15 protein-coding genes are annotated in these 14,131 nt (G+C 72.4%); 9 read left to right on the plus strand and 6 right to left on the minus strand.

Annotated features, from left to right (window positions below):
• Complete coding sequence (locus Q392_RS31250) at positions 1 to 1,020, minus strand: helix-turn-helix domain-containing protein (RefSeq protein WP_157007843.1); 1,020 nt, start codon at positions 1,018 to 1,020, stop codon at positions 1 to 3.
• Positions 1,021 to 1,119: 99 nt separating this feature from the next.
• Here Q392_RS31250 and Q392_RS08525 point away from each other — a divergent pair, with 99 nt between their 5' ends.
• Genes Q392_RS08525 through Q392_RS31255 form a run of 3 tightly spaced genes read left to right on the plus strand, consistent with a single transcriptional unit; the run spans position 1,120 to position 4,023 of the window.
• The gene (locus Q392_RS08525) at positions 1,120 to 2,103 is read left to right on the plus strand and encodes a Bug family tripartite tricarboxylate transporter substrate binding protein (RefSeq protein ID WP_038204642.1); all 984 of its coding nucleotides are present in this window, start codon (positions 1,120 to 1,122) and stop codon (positions 2,101 to 2,103) included.
• A 13-nt stretch (positions 2,104 to 2,116) separates the two neighbouring features.
• The gene (locus tag Q392_RS08530) at positions 2,117 to 3,025 is read left to right on the plus strand and encodes a VOC family protein (RefSeq protein ID WP_038204646.1); all 909 of its coding nucleotides are present in this window, start codon (positions 2,117 to 2,119) and stop codon (positions 3,023 to 3,025) included.
• Positions 3,022 to 4,023, plus strand: coding sequence for an alpha/beta fold hydrolase (locus Q392_RS31255; protein ID WP_051953098.1), 1,002 nt, complete (start codon positions 3,022 to 3,024; stop codon positions 4,021 to 4,023). Before Q392_RS08530 ends, Q392_RS31255 begins: the two co-directional genes overlap by 4 nt.
• Here the strand turns inward: Q392_RS31255 and Q392_RS08540 are convergent.
• From Q392_RS08540 to Q392_RS08550, 3 genes are all read right to left on the minus strand, one after another.
• Complete coding sequence (locus Q392_RS08540; protein ID WP_038204654.1) at positions 4,020 to 4,835, minus strand: sulfite exporter TauE/SafE family protein; 816 nt, start codon at positions 4,833 to 4,835, stop codon at positions 4,020 to 4,022. The two genes, Q392_RS31255 and Q392_RS08540, sit on opposite strands and share 4 nt — an antisense overlap.
• A 309-nt stretch (positions 4,836 to 5,144) precedes the next feature.
• Positions 5,145 to 5,471: a cell division protein ZapA gene (locus Q392_RS08545; protein ID WP_038204657.1), complete on the minus strand. Its 327-nt coding sequence runs from the start codon at positions 5,469 to 5,471 to the stop codon at positions 5,145 to 5,147.
• Positions 5,468 to 5,707 (minus strand): hypothetical protein, encoded by a 240-nt coding sequence (locus Q392_RS08550; RefSeq protein WP_051953102.1) that lies wholly within the window; start codon positions 5,705 to 5,707, stop codon positions 5,468 to 5,470. The genes Q392_RS08545 and Q392_RS08550 overlap by 4 nt, the downstream gene beginning before the upstream one ends.
• Before the next feature lie 168 nt (positions 5,708 to 5,875).
• Between Q392_RS08550 and Q392_RS08555 the strand changes: the two genes are divergently transcribed.
• The gene (locus Q392_RS08555) at positions 5,876 to 6,835 is read left to right on the plus strand and encodes a Bug family tripartite tricarboxylate transporter substrate binding protein (RefSeq protein WP_038204660.1); all 960 of its coding nucleotides are present in this window, start codon (positions 5,876 to 5,878) and stop codon (positions 6,833 to 6,835) included.
• A gap of 41 nt (positions 6,836 to 6,876) precedes the next feature.
• Positions 6,877 to 7,764 (plus strand): SMP-30/gluconolactonase/LRE family protein, encoded by an 888-nt coding sequence (locus Q392_RS08560; protein ID WP_038204663.1) that lies wholly within the window; start codon positions 6,877 to 6,879, stop codon positions 7,762 to 7,764.
• On the opposite strand, the gene Q392_RS08565 is transcribed toward Q392_RS08560, so the two are convergent.
• Positions 7,761 to 8,558: an IclR family transcriptional regulator gene (locus tag Q392_RS08565; RefSeq protein ID WP_245610675.1), complete on the minus strand. Its 798-nt coding sequence runs from the start codon at positions 8,556 to 8,558 to the stop codon at positions 7,761 to 7,763. The genes Q392_RS08560 and Q392_RS08565 overlap by 4 nt on opposite strands.
• Positions 8,559 to 8,685: 127 nt before the next feature.
• Here Q392_RS08565 and Q392_RS08570 point away from each other — a divergent pair, with 127 nt between their 5' ends.
• The 4 genes from Q392_RS08570 to Q392_RS08585 are packed head-to-tail and all read left to right on the plus strand — an operon-like array spanning position 8,686 to position 13,211.
• On the plus strand, positions 8,686 to 9,843 hold the full coding sequence (locus Q392_RS08570; RefSeq protein WP_038204678.1) for an acyl-CoA dehydrogenase family protein: 1,158 nt from the start codon (positions 8,686 to 8,688) through the stop codon (positions 9,841 to 9,843).
• Positions 9,840 to 10,988: an acyl-CoA dehydrogenase family protein gene (locus Q392_RS08575; protein WP_038204681.1), complete on the plus strand. Its 1,149-nt coding sequence runs from the start codon at positions 9,840 to 9,842 to the stop codon at positions 10,986 to 10,988. Before Q392_RS08570 ends, Q392_RS08575 begins: the two co-directional genes overlap by 4 nt.
• Positions 10,989 to 11,013: 25 nt before the next feature.
• A complete protein-coding gene (locus Q392_RS08580) occupies positions 11,014 to 11,991 on the plus strand; it encodes a Bug family tripartite tricarboxylate transporter substrate binding protein (protein ID WP_038204683.1) in 978 nt (325 codons plus the stop codon).
• A complete protein-coding gene (locus tag Q392_RS08585) occupies positions 11,991 to 13,211 on the plus strand; it encodes a CaiB/BaiF CoA transferase family protein (protein WP_038204686.1) in 1,221 nt (406 codons plus the stop codon). The genes Q392_RS08580 and Q392_RS08585 overlap by 1 nt, the downstream gene beginning before the upstream one ends.
• 4 nt (positions 13,212 to 13,215) lie before the next feature.
• Here the strand turns inward: Q392_RS08585 and Q392_RS08590 are convergent, their stop codons facing one another.
• Entirely contained in the window at positions 13,216 to 14,130 is a 915-nt protein-coding gene (locus tag Q392_RS08590; RefSeq protein WP_038204689.1) for a LysR family transcriptional regulator, read from the minus strand.
• Position 14,131 lies beyond the last annotated feature (1 nt).

Consider the following 14,131-nt stretch of genomic DNA (forward strand, 5'->3'; position numbering starts at 1 on the left):
TCAGGGCGGCCCGTCGCCGCGGCGGAAGGCCGCCGGCGCCACGCCCGCATGCTGCTGGAAGGCCTGGGCGAAGCGCCCGGCACAGGACCATCCGCATTCGGCCGCCACGTCCGCGATGGGCAGGCGCGTGCTGCGCAGGAGCCGCGTGGCCAGCGCCAGCCGCTGCGCCTTCACGTAGCGGTGGACGCTCAGCCCGGTGTCGCGGCGGAAGGCGCTCTGCAGGCTGGTGGCGTTCCAGGCCAGGCGGCGGGCGAGGGCGTCGACGCTCCAGGCCTCGCCGGGGCTGGCGTCGATCAGCCGGCGTGCGGCCTGCACCCGGCCCGCGCCGGGCGCCCGTGAGGGCGGCCGGCTGCGCGCGCCCTCCAGCAGCGACTCGAACTCGCGCGACAGCAGCGTCATCAGCTCGACCGAGCGGGCCATGAAGCGCGGCGCGAAGGCCGCGTCGTCGCTGTTCCAGGCCGACAGCTCGCGCAGCGCCGCCCCGGTGGCCGCGCTCCAGGCGGCGTTGCACAGCACCAGCGGGCGCTCCTCGCCCAGCAGCCGGGTCGTGCGTTGCGACAGCCCGGCGCCGGTGGTGCGCAGCCACTCCAGCAGGCGCGGCCGCTCGAAGCGGATCTGCACGAAGCGGTGCCGCTGCGCGCCGGGAATGCGGATGGCGTAGCCGCCGGCGCGGTTGGGCATGCGCACCATGGTGTGGCAGGGGCGGAACTCGAGGTCGTCCTGCCCGGTGCCGACGGTGCTGCCCGACAGGCAGCCGTCGAGGAAGAAGGAGGCCAGCACGTCGTCGCGCGGCGCCAGCGTGACCTGCATGTCGCTGCCCACGTCGAACTCGCAGTACAGGGCGTGGATGCCGGCGAAGGGCTCCACGCGCAGGTAGCGCACGCGGCCGCCGCCCAGCGGCCAGCGCGCGTCGGCGTCGTACACGTTGCCGCCGAAGGCGAAGCCGCCGCGCCAGCGCGAGTGCGCCACCAGTGCGTCGAACTGCGCCTCGGTCAGGAGATGGGGCGGTTGCTTCTGCACCAAAGTCCGTTGCTTCTGCATCGTGACGATCGCGGGGCCGTTCCTATAGTCGCTCGCAGCAGACACGATGCCTGCTGTCGTCCTGGAGGTCAAGAAACGGTGAAGCCCCTCTCATCCCGCGTCTGGTGGCGCATCGCCCTCGCGATCGGCATCGCGCTGCCCTTGGCCGTGCCGGCCGGCGCGCAGGACTACCCGAGCCGGCCGCTGCGCATGATCGTGCCCTTTCCCGCCGGCGGCGGCGGCGACGTGACGGCCCGCGTGGTGGCGCGCAAGCTGGAGGAGCAGCTCGGCCAGAGCGTGGTCGTCGACAACAAGCCGGGCGGCAATTCCCTGATCGGCGCCCAGGAGCTGGTCAAGGCGCAGCCGGACGGCTACACGCTGCTGTGGAGCATCGACCAGACCTACGTGCTCAACCAGGCGCTCTACCGGAAGCTGCCCTACGACCCGCGCAAGGATTTCGCGCCGGTGACGCTGACCATCGCCAGCCCGATCGTGCTGGTGACGCGCGCCGACTCCGGCATCGGCAGCGTGGCCGACCTGGTGGCGCGCGCCCGCGCCGAGCCCGGCAAGGTCAACGCCGGCGTGGCGGCGATGCTCGCCCACGTCGCCCAGGGGCTGTTCGACCAGTCGGCCGGCGTGCGCAGCACGCGTATCCCCTACAAGGGCAGCTCCGAGCTGGCGACCGGCACCATGGCCGGCGACGTCGACCTGGCTTTCGACGGCATCGCGCCTTTCCTGCAGTTCGCGCGCAGCGGCCGCGCGCGGGTGCTGGCGAGCACCGCGCCGGCGCGGCTGGCCGCGATGCCCAACGTCCCGACGCTGACGGAGCTGGGCTTCCGGGACATGAGCTTCGGCGTGTGGTTCGCGGTGGCGGCGCCGGCCGGCACGCCGCAGCCGGTGATCGACCGGCTGAACAGCGCGTTCTCGGCCGCGCTGGACGACGCCGGCGTGCGCGAGCGCCTCGCCACCTTCGGCTTCGAGCCCGTGGCGCAGCGCGGGCCGGCCGCGATGGCGCAGCGCATGGAGGCCGACCTGCAGCGCTTCGGCCCCGTGGCCCGCGCGCTGGGCCTGCAGCTCGACTGACGGAGCCGGACCCATGCAGACGCAGCCCGGCCCCGTGCCGCACTTCGACCTGGACCACCTCATGCTCAAGGTGGACGACCTGGCCGCGGCCCGCGCGGCGATGGGCCGGCTGGGCTTCACCACCTCGCCCTACCGCACCAACGACCCGATGGGCGGCGGCCGCACCGGCGGGCGCGGCGGCAACCACCTGGTGCTGTTCGAGCCGCTGGTGCCCGACACCACCAACATGCTCGAACTGGCCTACTGCGACGTGCCGCACGCCATGCCCGCGATGCGCGAGGTGCTGGGCGGTCCGCAGGGCTTCGCGATGCTGGTGGTCAGCCCGGCCGACCTGAGGGCCTTGCGAGCGTGGTGGACCGCGCAGGGCTTCGACTTCTCGCCGGTGATCGGGCAGCGCTTCGACTGGCAGGACCCGGAGACGGGCCAGCGCGACCTGATCCACTTCGAGGTCGTCGTGCCGCAATCGCATCCGTGGGTCTATCCCTTCAACGCGGCGAAGATGCTGGACTTCACGCACTACGAGCGGCCCGCCTGGCGGCGCCACGCGAACACGGCGCGCCACTGGACGGCCTGCACCGTGGCGGTGGACGACGCCGATTTCGAGGCCGGCCCGGCGATGCTGCAGCGCATCTACGGGCAGGAGAACGTGGCGGCCGAGGCGGGCGGCCTGCAGGTGCGGCGCGGCCCGCTGCGCTTCGTCGTCATGCGGCGCAGCGCCTTCGCCGAGCATCTGCGGGACGCGCTCGGCGACGCGGCGATGCCGTGCCATTCGTCCATCCATGTCCAGGTCGATTCGCTGGACCAGGCGGCGCGGGTGATGTCCGGCAACGGCGTTTCCTTCGTGCGCGCCGGCTCCGGCCTGCTGGTGCCGCCGGCCTGCGGCTGCGGCGTGGCCTACGCCTTCTCCGAAGCGCCGGCATGACGGCGCCGCCGCCCGGTTTCGAGCACGCCTTCGTGGCGCTGGAGGGAGGGCGCCGGGCGCACTGCGTGCGCGGCCCGCGCAACGGCCCGCCGCTGGTCTTGCTGCCGGGGCTGATGGACCCGTGGTCCGGCTTCGCGGCGGTGGCGCCGCCGCTGGCGGAGCGCTTCTGGGTCCATCTCGTGTCGCTGGCCGGGCACGGGCCGTCCAGCCCCACGGCCGACCGCCGCTATGCCGTGCCGGACTACGGCCGCGACGTGGCCGCGCTACTGGCGGATGCCTTCGACGAGCCGGCCTGCATCAGCGGCAATTCCCTGGGCGGCCTGATCGCGCTGTGGCTCGCCGTGCATCACCCGCGGCGCGTGCGCGCCATCTGCCTGGAGGATGCGCCGCTGTTCGTCACGGAGGCGCCTGCTTGGGACGCGCACTGGATGCGGCCCGGCTTCGCCCGGGTGGTGGAGGCGATGGAGGCGGCGCGGGGCGATGTCGAGGCCCTGGCGGCGCGCATCGCCGCCATGCCGGTCATCCGGCCGAAGGTGCATGCGACGCGGCAGGAGCGCGCCCGCACGCTGGAGCGCCTTCGCCGGCTGCTGGGGCCTGCGGCTTCGGAGCCCCGCCTGGCGGCGGCGTGGGCCGCTTACGAGGAAGAGGGCAGGCAGCCCGCGGTGGCGGACTTCTATCCGGCCGGCGCGGCGCGCGAGATGGCGCTCGCGCTGTCGGAGGTCGACGTGAACGCGCCGCGCGAGGTGGTGCAGGGCCGGCTCAACACGGGCTTCGGCCACGCGGACCACCTGGCGCGGGTGCGGCAGCCGGCGCTGGTGATGGAGGCCGACCGGCTGCTCAGCGGCATCGTCGAGCCCGCCCTGTTCGACGAGGCATGCCGCTTGCTGGGCCGGCACGGGCAGCGCGCCTATGCCGACGGCGCCGGGCACCTCGTCCACCTGGACGCGCCCGGGTGGTTCGCCCAAACGCTGGCGGAATTCTTCCTGCCGGCCTCCTAGCCGCTCAGGCCCTTCCAGAGCATGTACGCCGCCAGCAGATACAGGATGCTGGCGAACACGCGCTTGAGCTTCGACACCGGCAGCGCATGCGCCGCCTTCGCGCCCAGCGGCGCCATCAGCACGCTGCACACGGCGATGACCACCAGCGCCGGCAGCCAGATGTAGCCGAAGGAGCCCGCTGGCAGGCCCTGCAGCGACCAGCCGGAGACGACGTAGCCGGCCACGTTGGCCGCCGCGATCGGGAAGCCCAGCGCGGCGCTGGTCGCCACCGCGTTGTGGATGGCGACGTTGCACCAGGTCATGAAGGGCACGCTGATGAAGCCGCCGCCCGCGCCGACCAGGCCGGAGACGAAGCCGATCACGCCGCCCGCGGCGAGCTGCCCGCCGGTGCCCGGCATCTGCCGCGTCGGCTTGGGCTTCTTGTCCAGGAACATCTGCGTGGCCGAGAAGCCGACGAACAGGGCGAAGAAGATTGCCAGCGCCGTCCCCTTGAGCAGCGCGAACACGCCCAGGCTGCCCAGCAGGCTGCCGAGGACGATGCCCGGCGCCAGGCGCGCCACGATGTCCCAGCGCACCGCGCCGCGCCTGTGGTGCGCGCGCACGCTGGAGACGGACGTGAAGATGATGGTCGCCATCGAGGTCGCGATGGCCATCTTCACCGCCAGGTCGGCCGGCGCGCCGCGGTGGCCGAGGATGAAGGTGAGGAAGGGCACCATCAGCATGCCGCCGCCGATGCCCAGCAGGCCCGCCAGGAAGCCGGTGGCCAGGCCGAGCAGGGCGAGTTCGACGACGAGCAGCGGTTCGATCGGCATGTGCGGGGCGCTCTCCACAAGAAAACGGCCCGCCATCGAGGGGCGGGCCGTGGGAAGAAGGTGTCTGCTGGTGCCACCGGACCGTCATCCTGAACGCAGGGTTCAGGTGGGCGAGGGCAGCAAGGCATTGGGTTCGTCTGACGCGAGACGATCACGCCTGCCAAGCGATGTACCAAGCCCGGGCTCCGTAGAGCATTGGTTCAAGGAAATATAAAGCCCGGCATGCACCGCAGACGCCCTCGATTTTACCCACGGGGCGCGCGGCGTACAGGCTTGACAAGGACGCGCGGGCGTGTGCGCGGCGGCGGCCTACAGCAGCAGCCCGTCGCCGGCCAGGGCCTGGTCCAGCTTCTGGACGAGCTGGGCGGCGCGCTGCGCATCCGCGTCCGGGTCGCCGGCAGTAGCGGCCTGCGCCGGCGCGGCCGCCAGCTCGCGCTCGCGCTGCGCCAGGTCGAAGGCGATGTTGAGCGAGGCCAGCACCGCGATGCGGTCGCGCGCCTTGACCTTGCCGGCGTCGCGGATGCCGCACATGGCGGCGTCCACGCGCTGCACGGCCTCGCGCAACTGCGCCTCGCCGTCCTCGGGGCAGCCGAGCAGGTAGCTCTGGCCCATGATCTGCACTTCGATCTGTTTCACGGCGTGTCGTCGGGATGAAGGTCGGGGGCGCCGCCGTCTTCGGCCGGCAGCCGTTCGAGCATCGCGTCGATGCGGGTGCGCGCCGCCGCCAGCCGCGCCTTGAGCGCATCGCGCTCGCGCGTCAGCGCGTCGACCTGCTGCGTCAGCAGCGCGTTGGTGCGCTGCATCTCCTCGTGGCGCACGAGCAGCCGTTCCACGCGCTCGGCGATCTGATCGATGGGGCTGGGGGCGGGCATGGGGCGGCATTGTAGGTGGCTGCTTTCGGACGCCCCCGCGGCGGCGGCGCGCGGCCGCGTCGCATGCGTGCAGAATCTACAAAGCATCTTTTCATTTCCTGTCCGCATGGCACCCGGGGGCGCCGCTTAGACTGAATTTGATCTACATCGAAGTCAGGAGACAGGCCGATGCGCCTCCCCAAATACCTTGGCTGCCTGGTCGTGGGACTGGCGGCCTTCGCCGGCGCCGCCCAGGCCCAGCAGGCCACCCGGATCGTCGTTCCCTTCGCCGCCGGCGGCGGCACCGACCAGTACGCGCGGCTGCTGGCGGCCGAGCTGACCCGGCAGGGCACCCAGACCATCGTCGAGAACAAGCCCGGCGCGAGCGGCATCATCGCGGCCAGCTACGTCGCGCAGGCCCGGCCCGACGGCACCACCGTGCTGCTGACCTCGCTCAGCACCCTGGTCACCAACGCGGTGATGTACGAGAAGCTGCCCTACGACCCGGCGAAGAGCTTCGTGCCCGTTACGCAGATAGCCTACCAGCCCACCATCGTCGTGGGCCGCACCGACCTGCCGTACAAGGACATCAAGGGCATGGTGGCCTACGCCAAGGCCAACCCCGGCAAGATCAACCGCGGCTCGCCCGGGGCCTCGATCCTGACCAACCTGGCACCCGTCGCCTTCGAGGGCATGGCCGGCATCAGCACCACGCACATCCCCTTCAACGGCGACACGCCCGGCCTGCAGGCGCTGCTGGGCGGCCAGATCGACGTCCAGGGCACCTCGATCACCGGGCCGCTCTCGCACATCCGCGCCGGCAAGATGCGCGTCCTGGGCGTCATGGACGCCAGGCGCATGCCGCAGATGCCCGATGCGCCGACCTTCAAGGAGCAGGGCTACGACATCGAGGCGCTGCTCTGGTATGGCCTGTCCGCGCCGGCGGCCACGCCGCGCGGCGCGGTCGAGGAGCTGAACCGCAAGGTGAACCGGCTGCTGTCCGACCCCGAGTTCATCGAGCGTGCGCGCGCCATGGGCATGGAGCCGCGGGGCGGCACGCCGGAGCAGTACGGCCAGTACGTGCAGGCCGAGGCCGAGCGCTGGGTGCCGATCCTGCAGCGCCTGAACCTGCCCAAGCAGATGCATTGACGCGGCCACCGGCCGTGTTCGATGGCCGGCAGCCTCACGCCATGGACGTCCGCATCCGCAGAATCGGCGAGACGAAGGACCAGCTCGGCGAAAGCCCCTGCTGGCTGGAGGACGCGCAGGCGCTGTGCTGGATCGACGCGCTGGCCGGCCACCTCTGGCGGCTGCATCCCGGCAGCGGCGCGCTGGAGCGGCACCACCTGCCGGCGCCCGTCGGCTCCGTCGCGCCGTGCGGCGGCGACGCCGTGGTGGTGGCGTTGCGCAACAGCTTCGCGCGCTACGACTTCGCCACGCGCTCCCTGCGGGAACTGGGCACGATCCCGGTGGACGACCCCCAGGTGCGCTTCAACGACGGCAAGTGCGACCCCGCGGGCCACTTCGTCGCCGGCACCATGCACATGGCGCGCGCGCCCGGGGAGCGCGTGCGCGGCGGGCTCTACCGCCTGCGCGCGGACGACGGCCGCATCGAGCAGATCGCCGACGACAACGGTTTCGTCAACGGCCCGTGCTTCAGCCCCGACGGCGGCACCTTCTACGTGGGCGACAGCCTGGAGCGCGTCATCTGGGCCTACGACTACGACCCCGACGGGCCGTTGCGCAACAAGCGCCTCTTCCTCGCCACCGGCGAGTTCGACTGCGGGCCGGACGGCGCGACGGTGGACGCGCAGGGCTTCCTGTGGACGGTGCTGGCCCGCGCGGCGCGCATCGCCCGCGTGGCGCCCGACGGGCGGATCGAGCGGCTGATCGAGGCGCCGCCGACCTATCCCACGAGCCTGTGCTTCGGCGGCGCGCGCCTCGACCGGCTGTACCTCACCTCCATCTCCCGCAGCGCCCGGCTCGAAGGGCGCCAGCCGCAGGACGGCGGCCTGTTCCTGATCGAGGACCTGCCCGCGGCAGGGCTGGCGCCGCAGCGCTACCGGGGCGCCGCCTAGCGCAGCCCCGACTGCCGGTCTGCCGCGCTCACCAGTTGCAGCAGGCCCGGGCCGATGGTCTCGAGCAGCTGCGCCTTCTTCCAGCGGAAGCCCGGCACCGCGCAGTTGAACAGCAGCCGGCGCGGCCCGTAGCGCATGCGGGCCGCCACGCCCACCGCCAGCACGCCGAAGCCGGCGTCGCCCAGGTTGATCGCGAAGCCCCGCCTGGCGTAGTGCGCCAGGCTTTCGCGCACGCCTTCGCCGCAGCGGGCGACTTCGTCGGGACGCTCGCGCTTCGCGCGCGCCAGGAAGGCCTGCCGCTCGCCCGCCGGCAGCTGGGCCAGCCAGGCGCGGCCCATCGCGGTCTCCACGATGCCGCGCACCGCGCCCACGCCGGGGCGCTTGAGGGTGCCGTCCTCGTGGCTGCAGGTCTCCAGGTAGACCACGTCCAGGTCCATGGTCACGCCCACCGACACCGCGCCCTCGATGCGGTCGGCCAGCTGCTGCATGGCCGGCCGCACCAGGCCCAGCATGGGCGTGTTGATCACGTAGGGGTAGCCCAGCGCCACCGCGGCCGGGCCGATGAAGTAGCGGTCGAGGCGCTCGTCATGGTCCAGGAAACCCATGGTGAGCAGGCTGCGGCACAGGCGAGAGACGGTCGGGCGCGACAGCCCCAGCTTGGCCGCGAATTCGCTGTTGGCGTGCGCGCGCGGATCGCTCACGAAGGTCTGCAGGATGAGCAGCCCCTTGGCCAGCGTGCCGGCGAAGTAGGGGTCTTCATCGCGCAGGCGCCTCAGGTCCTGGTGGTCCTTCATGCTTTGGTGGGGCGGGTGGGCCTGGCGGCGATTCTGGGCGGGGCGGGCCATGAAAGCGGATCGGAATTTCAATAGTTGAAACGCAGTGCCGGTGATTGTGGACCTTCTCCATACAGTCGCGCCCACCATGATCCGAGACGACGACCGCATCGAAGCCCTGCTGGGCGACATCCGCGCCTTCGTGCGCGAACGCTGGCATCCGCTGGAAGAGCGCGTCAGCCGCGACAACGACATCCCGCCCGACGTGGTGGACGAGCTGCGCCGCAAGGGCTACTTCGGCTGGAGCATTCCCGAGGCCTACGGCGGCCTGGGCCTCACGACCGAGGAACTGGTCCTGTGCGCGATGGAGCTGTCGCAGTCGTCGGTGGCGCTGCGCGCCCGCGTGGGCACCAACACCGGCATCGGCTCGGAGGCGCTGGTGGCCGACGGCACCGAGGAGCAGAAGCGGCGCTGGCTGCCGCGCATGGCCAGCGGCGAGCTCACCGGCTGCCTGGCGCTCACCGAGCCCGAGGCCGGTTCGGAGGCGAGCAACGTGCAGACCACCGCGCGCCGCGAGGGCGAGCACTACGTGCTCGACGGCAGCAAGCGCTTCATCACCAACGCGCCGGTGGCCGACGTGTTCACCGTCGTCGCCCGCACGGAAGAGGGCACCCGGGGCAGCAAGGGCGTGTCGGCCTTCCTGGTCGAGCGCGGCCCGGGCCTGTCGACCGGCGAGCCCTACCGCATGATGGGCCAGGCCGGCTCCTTCGTGTCGGACGTGCGCTTCGAAGGCTGCCGCGTGCACGCCGGCCAGCTCATCGGCGGGCGCGAGGGCGCCGGCTTCCAGACGGTGATGAAGGTGCTCAACAAGCAGCGCCTGCACCTGGCGGCGCTGTGCACCGGGCCGGCCATCCGCATGCTTGACCTGGCCATCGCGCACACCACGCGGCGCCGCCAGTTCGGCCAGCCGGTGGCGGACTTCCAGCTGGTGCAGGCCATGATCGCCGACTGCCGCACCGAGATCTTCGCGGCCCGTTCCATGATCCTGGAGGCGGCGCGCGCGCGCGACCGCGGCGAGGACGTGGCGCTGCAGGCCTCCATGTGCAAGTACTTCGCCTCCGAGATGTGCGGCCGCGTGGCCGACCGCGCGGTGCAGATGTTCGGCGGCTCCGGCTACGTGGCCGACTTCAGCCCCATCGAGCGCTACTACCGCGACGTGCGCCTGTTCCGCCTGTACGAGGGCACCAGCCAGATCCACCAGCTCAACATCGCCAGGCTGGCGCTGCGCGAGGCGGACGGGCGATGAGCGGCCGGGTGGACCTCGTCGCGCGGGTGCGCCGCTTCGTCGAGCGGCACTGCATCCCGCTCGAATCGAAGGCGCACGTGCACGACCCGGCGGCGCTGGACGCCGCGCTCGCGCAGTTGCGTCCCGTCGCGCGCGAGCTGGGCCTGTACCTGCCGCAGATGCCGGTGGAGCAGGGCGGGCTGGGCCTGTCCTGGGTGGAGCGCGCCGCGGTGTTCGAGGAGGCCGGGCGCAGCTACCTGGGCCCGGCCGCGCTCAACTGCGCGGCGCCCGACCAGCCCAACATGATCAGCCTGCTGCGCCAGGGCACGCCGGAGCAGCAGCGGCGCTACCTGCGGCCGCTGGCCGAAGGCCGCATGCGCTCCTGCTTCGCCATGACCGAGCCGGCACCGGGCGCGGGCTCCGACCCGTCGATGCTGTGCACCACCGCGCGGCGCGAGGGCGGCGGGTGGGTGATCGACGGCCACAAGTGGTTCATCACCGGTGCGGTGGGCGCGGCCTTCTGCATCGTGCTGGCGCAGACCGGCGAGGGCCCCACGCAGTTCATCGTGGACATGGACAACCCCGGGCTGGAATGCGTGCGCGCCATCCGGGCCATCGACCCGTATGCGGTGGGCGGCCACGGCGAGCTGCGCTTCACCGCCTGCCGCGTGGCGGCCGACGCGGTGCTGGGCGAGGTGGGCCGGGGCTTCGTGTACGCGCAGCAGCGGCTGGAGCCGGCGCGGCTGTCGCACTGCCTGCGGCTCATGGGCCGCGCGCGGCGCGCGCTGGAAGCCGCGCAGGCCTACGTGCGCGAGCGTTCGTCCTTCGGCGACCGCCTGGCCGACCTGCAGCAGATCCAGGCCATGGTGGCCGACTGCCACATCGACCTGCATGCCAGCCGCCTGATGAGCCTGGACTGCGCGCGCCGCATGGACGAGGGCCTTGCGGTGAAGACCGAGTCGGCGATGACCAAGGTCTTCGTCTCCGAGGCGCTGAACCGCATCGCCGACCGCGCGGCGCAGATGTGCGGCGCGCTGGGCATGTCGGAGGACGACTCGCCCGTCGCGCTGATCCTGCGCGAGCTGCGGCCCTTCCGCATCTACGACGGCGCCTCCGAGCTGCATCGCGCGACGCTGGGCCGGCGCTTTCTCTCTTCCAAGACCTGAGATCGAAACCCCCTGGAGACAGACCATGAAGCATTCGCTCAAGAAGACGCTCGCGCGCCTGGCCGCCGGCCTGGCGCTGGGCCTGGCCGCATCGCTGGCCGCGGCCGCCTTTCCCGACCGCCCGGTGAAGCTGGTGGTGCCCTTCCCCGCGGGCGGCAGCACCGACCTGGTGGCGCGTGAGGTGGCGCTGGAGATGGGCAAGGCCCTGGGCCAGCCGGTCGTGGTGGAGAACAGGGCCGGTGCCGGCAGCCTGATCGGCTCGGAGCTGGTGGCCAAGTCCGCGCCCGACGGCTACACGCTGCTGATGGCGGGCCTGACCAACATCTTCCTGCCCTACGTCCACAAGGGCCTGAACTGGCATCCGGTGGACGACTTCACCGCCGTCGGCCTGGTGGCCGACCTGCCCAATGTCATCGCCGTGAACGCGGCGACGCCCTACAGGACACTGGCCGACCTCATCGCCGCCGACAAGGCCAAGCCGGGCCAGCTGTCCTTCGGGTCCGCCGGCGTGGCCACGCCATCGCACCTGGTGTGCGAGATGGTGAACCACCAGGCCGGCACCAAGCTGCAGCACGTGCCCTACAAGGGCAACGCGCCGGCGGTGAGCGACGTGATGGCGGGCCACATCCCGGTGATGTGCAACAACCTGGGCGGCACGCTGCCCTACATGAACGGCGGCCAGATCCGCATCCTGGCGCAGACCGGCCGCACGCGTTCGCCCTCCGTGCCCGACGTGCCCACCTTCGCCGAGCTGGGCCTGCAGGGCCTGGACAGCGGCCTGTGGATGGGCATCGTCGCGCCCAAGGGCACGCCCGACGCCGCCCTGGCGCCGCTGCGCGCCGCGCTGGCCAAGGCCATGGCGCTGCCTTCGCTCCGGGACAAGCTGGCCAAGCTGGGCGCCGCGCCGCTGGACCCGTCGGTGGCGGCGTACGACAGGCGCATCGCGGCCGACCGCAAGGCCTGGGACCCGGTGCTCGGGCGCGTGGACCTGAAGGGCAACTGATGGAAGGGCAATCGCAGGGAGGCGGCCCGCTGCGCGGGGTGCGCATCCTGGACATGGCGACCGTGCTGGCGGCGCCTTTCTCCGCGACGCTGTGCGGCGACATGGGCGCCGAGGTGGTCAAGCTGGAGCTGCCCGCCGGCGGCGATCCGCTGCGCGGCCTGACGCCGGTGCACGAGGGCCATCCGCTGTTCTGGAAGACCGCCAACCGTGGCAAGAAGGGCATCTCGCTGGACGTGCGCAAGCCCGAGGGCCGCGCGCTGTTCCTGCGGCTCATCGCCGGCTTCGACGTGCTGGTGGAGAACTTCCGCACCGGCACGCTGGACGGATGGGGCCTGGACATCGGCACGCTGCACGCGGCCAACCCGCGCCTGATCGTGCTGCGCCTCACCGGCTTCGGCCAGACCGGCCCCTACGCGCGGCGTCCCGGCTTCGCGCGCATCTTCGAGGCGATGAGCGGCTTCACGCACCTGACCGGCGAGCCGGGCGGCCCGCCGCAGCACATGAACTATCCGCTGGGCGACGTGGTGGCGGGCCTGTTCGGCGCCTTCGCCATCAGCACCGCGCTGGCCGAGCGCAACGCGTCGCCGCCGCAACAGTACCGGGGCGCCGAGATCGACCTCTCGGCCACCGAGGCCATGGCGCGCCTGCTCGATCCGCTGGCGGCGGAGCACCGCATCGGCGGCGTGGTGCGCGGGCGCACCGGCTCGCGCGCCACCTACACCGCGCCCTCCAACGTGTTCCGCGCGGCCGACGGCGTGTGGTTCACGCTGGTGGGCACCGGCGGGCCGATCTTCGCGCGCATCTGCCGTGCGATCGGCCGCGAGGACCTGCTGAGCGATGCCCGCTTCTGCGACAACGCGGCGCGCCTGCGCCACCTGGAGGCGCTGGACCGGATCCTCGCCGACTGGTGCGCCGCCCGGACCTTCGAGGAACTGGCTGCGCTGCTCGACCGGGAGGACGTGCCCTACAGCAAGGTGTTCTCGATCGCCGACCTGCAGGCCGACCCGCACATGCGCGAGCGCGGCGCCTTCGTCGACCTGCCGGACGAGGAGTTCGGCGGCGTGCCGGCGCCGGCGCCGGTGCCGCGCTTCGTGGGGCGCGGGTCCGCGCCGCCGCCTGCCACCGGGCCGCGCACAGGCCAGCACAACCGCGAGGTGTACGGCGCGCTCGGCCTCGGCGAGGCGCAGCTTGCGGCGCTGCGCGAGGCCGGCGTCGTCTGAGATCCTAGGCGCCTTCGTTCTTCAGCGCGTCGGCCACGAAGTCGACGAAGGCCCGCACCTTCAGCGGCAGCGTCCGGCTGTGGCGGAAGACGGCGAAGATGCCGTTGGAGAAGCCACGCACGGCGAAGCGGTACTCGGGCAGCAGCCGCACCAGCGTGCCGTCCCGCAGGTCGCTGCGCACGGTCGCCTCCGACAGCAGGGCCACCCCCATCCCGCCGATGGCGGCCAGCCGCAGCAGCTCGCCGTTGTTGGCGCTGAGCACGCCCTGGATCGCCAGCTCCTGTTCCTGGCCGCCCTGGGCCGCGTCGATGTAGCGCCAGGTCGTCTGCTCGTGTTCGCGGCGGTAGGTCAGGCAGCGCAGCTGCGGCAGCTCGCTCGGGTGCCGCAGGCGCGCGTAGGCGCGGGCCAGCGCGGGGCTGGCGACCAGCACCTCGTCGCTGGACAGGAGGCGCTTGATGACGAAGCCCGAGTCGGCCGACTTGCCGGTGCGGATGTCGATGTCGAAGTCCTGCTCCACCAGGTTGACCGGGTGCTCCGAGAGCTCGATCTCCACGCGGATGTCGGGGTAGGCCTGGGCGAAGCGCGGCAGCAGCGGCGCCACCACGCGCAGGCCGATGTGGGTGCGCGAGTGCACCCGCAGGCGCCCCTCGGGCCGCTGGCGCGCGTCGAGCGCGGCCTGCTGTGCCTCGGCCATCGCCTCGAGCACGACCTCGGCCCGTTCCAGGAAGGCCTGGCCGGCCTCGGTCACCTTGAGGTTGCGGCTGGTGCGGTCGACCAGCTTCACGCCCAGTTCCTCCTCCAGCGCGCTGATGCGCCGCGAGATGGTGGCCGGCGACAGGCTGAGGCTGCGGGCCGCCGCCGAGAGGCTGCCTTTTCTTTGCGTGGCGACGAAGATGCGGAGCGAATCCAGGGCCTTCATG

The organism is Xenophilus azovorans DSM 13620, from assembly GCF_000745855.1.
Classification (GTDB): Bacteria; Pseudomonadota; Gammaproteobacteria; order Burkholderiales; family Burkholderiaceae_C; genus Xenophilus; species Xenophilus azovorans.

What these genes read in the sequence shown, in the direction of transcription:
- Q392_RS08530 (WP_038204646.1), top strand. Translation starts at nt 2,117, where the DNA reads ATGCAGACGCAGCCCGGCCCCGTGCCGCACTTCGACCTGGACCACCTC.
- Q392_RS08560 (WP_038204663.1), top strand. Translation starts at nt 6,877, where the DNA reads ATGGACGTCCGCATCCGCAGAATCGGCGAGACGAAGGACCAGCTCGGC.
- Q392_RS08565 (WP_245610675.1), bottom strand. Translation starts at nt 8,558, where the DNA reads ATGAAGGACCACCAGGACCTGAGGCGCCTGCGCGATGAAGACCCCTAC.
- Q392_RS08555 (WP_038204660.1), top strand. Translation starts at nt 5,876, where the DNA reads ATGCGCCTCCCCAAATACCTTGGCTGCCTGGTCGTGGGACTGGCGGCC.
- Q392_RS08575 (WP_038204681.1), top strand. Translation starts at nt 9,840, where the DNA reads ATGAGCGGCCGGGTGGACCTCGTCGCGCGGGTGCGCCGCTTCGTCGAG.
- Q392_RS08570 (WP_038204678.1), top strand. Translation starts at nt 8,686, where the DNA reads ATGATCCGAGACGACGACCGCATCGAAGCCCTGCTGGGCGACATCCGC.
- Q392_RS31255 (WP_051953098.1), top strand. Translation starts at nt 3,022, where the DNA reads ATGACGGCGCCGCCGCCCGGTTTCGAGCACGCCTTCGTGGCGCTGGAG.
- Q392_RS08585 (WP_038204686.1), top strand. Translation starts at nt 11,991, where the DNA reads ATGGAAGGGCAATCGCAGGGAGGCGGCCCGCTGCGCGGGGTGCGCATC.
- Q392_RS08540 (WP_038204654.1), bottom strand. Translation starts at nt 4,835, where the DNA reads ATGCCGATCGAACCGCTGCTCGTCGTCGAACTCGCCCTGCTCGGCCTG.
- Q392_RS08550 (WP_051953102.1), bottom strand. Translation starts at nt 5,707, where the DNA reads ATGCCCGCCCCCAGCCCCATCGATCAGATCGCCGAGCGCGTGGAACGG.
- Q392_RS08590 (WP_038204689.1), bottom strand. Translation starts at nt 14,130, where the DNA reads ATGAAGGCCCTGGATTCGCTCCGCATCTTCGTCGCCACGCAAAGAAAA.
- Q392_RS08580 (WP_038204683.1), top strand. Translation starts at nt 11,014, where the DNA reads ATGAAGCATTCGCTCAAGAAGACGCTCGCGCGCCTGGCCGCCGGCCTG.